Source organism: Planococcus sp. SSTMD024 (assembly GCF_041320495.1).
In the GTDB taxonomy this organism is placed as follows: Bacteria; Bacillota; Bacilli; order Bacillales_A; family Planococcaceae; genus Planococcus.
Genome location: NZ_JBGGNS010000001.1, coordinates 1 through 923 on the forward strand (window position 1 = coordinate 1; position 923 = coordinate 923).

Here is a 923-nt window from a genome sequence, read left to right on the forward strand (position 1 = left end):
TTCCCATCCCGAACACGGAAGTTAAGCTCTTTTGCGCCGATGGTAGTTGGGGGTTTCCCCCTGTGAGAGTAGGACGTCGCTGGGCATACATACGGAGGATTAGCTCAGCTGGGAGAGCATCTGCCTTACAAGCAGAGGGTCGGCGGTTCGATCCCGTCATCCTCCACCATTTTTTCTCCATGCCGGAGTAGCTCAACTGGTAGAGCAACTGACTTGTAATCAGTAGGTTGAGGGTTCAAGTCCTTTCTCCGGCACCACTCATGTTTGAGCCATTAGCTCAGTTGGTAGAGCATCTGACTTTTAATCAGAGGGTCGAAGGTTCGAATCCTTCATGGCTCACCATTTTAATTTCATCATTGCCACGCGGGTGTGGCGGAACTGGCAGACGCACTAGACTTAGGATCTAGCGCCTTCGGGCGTGGGGGTTCGACTCCCTTCACCCGCACCAAGCGGAAGTAGTTCAGTGGTAGAACGCCACCTTGCCAAGGTGGAGGTCGCGGGTTCGACCCCCGTCTTCCGCTCCAATTTTTTATCTGTCCAATGCCCCGCCGGGGTGGCGGAACTGGCAGACGCACAGGACTTAAAATCCTGCGGTAGGTGACTACCGTACCGGTTCGATTCCGGTCCTCGGCACCAACTGTTTTATAAAATTTTATATTCTGCGCCCGTAGCTCAATTGGATAGAGTACTTGACTACGAATCAAGCGGTTAGAGGTTCGAGTCCTCTCGGGCGCGCCATATTTTTGTCATCATCCTATTTAGTCGGGAAGTAGCTCAGCTTGGTAGAGCACTTGGTTTGGGACCAAGGGGTCGCAGGTTCGAATCCTGTCTTCCCGACCACTTTATGGGGCCTTAGCTCAGCTGGGAGAGCGCCTGCCTTGCACGCAGGAGGTCAGCGGTTCGATCCCGCTAGGCTCCACCAA

At 53.8% G+C, this 923-nt stretch carries 9 tRNA genes and 1 rRNA gene; all 10 read left to right on the forward strand.

The features are described 5' to 3' along the window. Window positions 1–85, forward strand: a 5S ribosomal RNA gene (rrf, locus tag AB9R92_RS00005); the annotation flags it as partial. 8 nt (window positions 86–93) lie between these two features. Continuing rightward, a tRNA-Val gene (locus AB9R92_RS00010) sits at window positions 94–169 on the forward strand. A 12-nt stretch (window positions 170–181) separates the two neighbouring features. Then, window positions 182–257 (forward strand) — tRNA-Thr (locus AB9R92_RS00015). A gap of 9 nt (window positions 258–266) precedes the next feature. Beyond that, window positions 267–342: transfer RNA gene (locus AB9R92_RS00020), tRNA-Lys, on the forward strand. Between the two features lie 21 nt (window positions 343–363). Further along, window positions 364–448 (forward strand) — tRNA-Leu (locus AB9R92_RS00025). Between the two features lies 1 nt (window position 449). Further along, window positions 450–524, forward strand: a tRNA-Gly gene (locus AB9R92_RS00030). A gap of 23 nt (window positions 525–547) precedes the next feature. Then, a tRNA-Leu gene (locus AB9R92_RS00035) sits at window positions 548–636 on the forward strand. A 25-nt stretch (window positions 637–661) separates the two neighbouring features. Next, window positions 662–738 (forward strand) — tRNA-Arg (locus AB9R92_RS00040). A 25-nt stretch (window positions 739–763) separates the two neighbouring features. Further along, window positions 764–840, forward strand: a tRNA-Pro gene (locus AB9R92_RS00045). A 6-nt stretch (window positions 841–846) separates the two neighbouring features. Then, window positions 847–922 (forward strand) — tRNA-Ala (locus AB9R92_RS00050). The last annotated feature ends 1 nt before the right edge of the window (window position 923 follow it).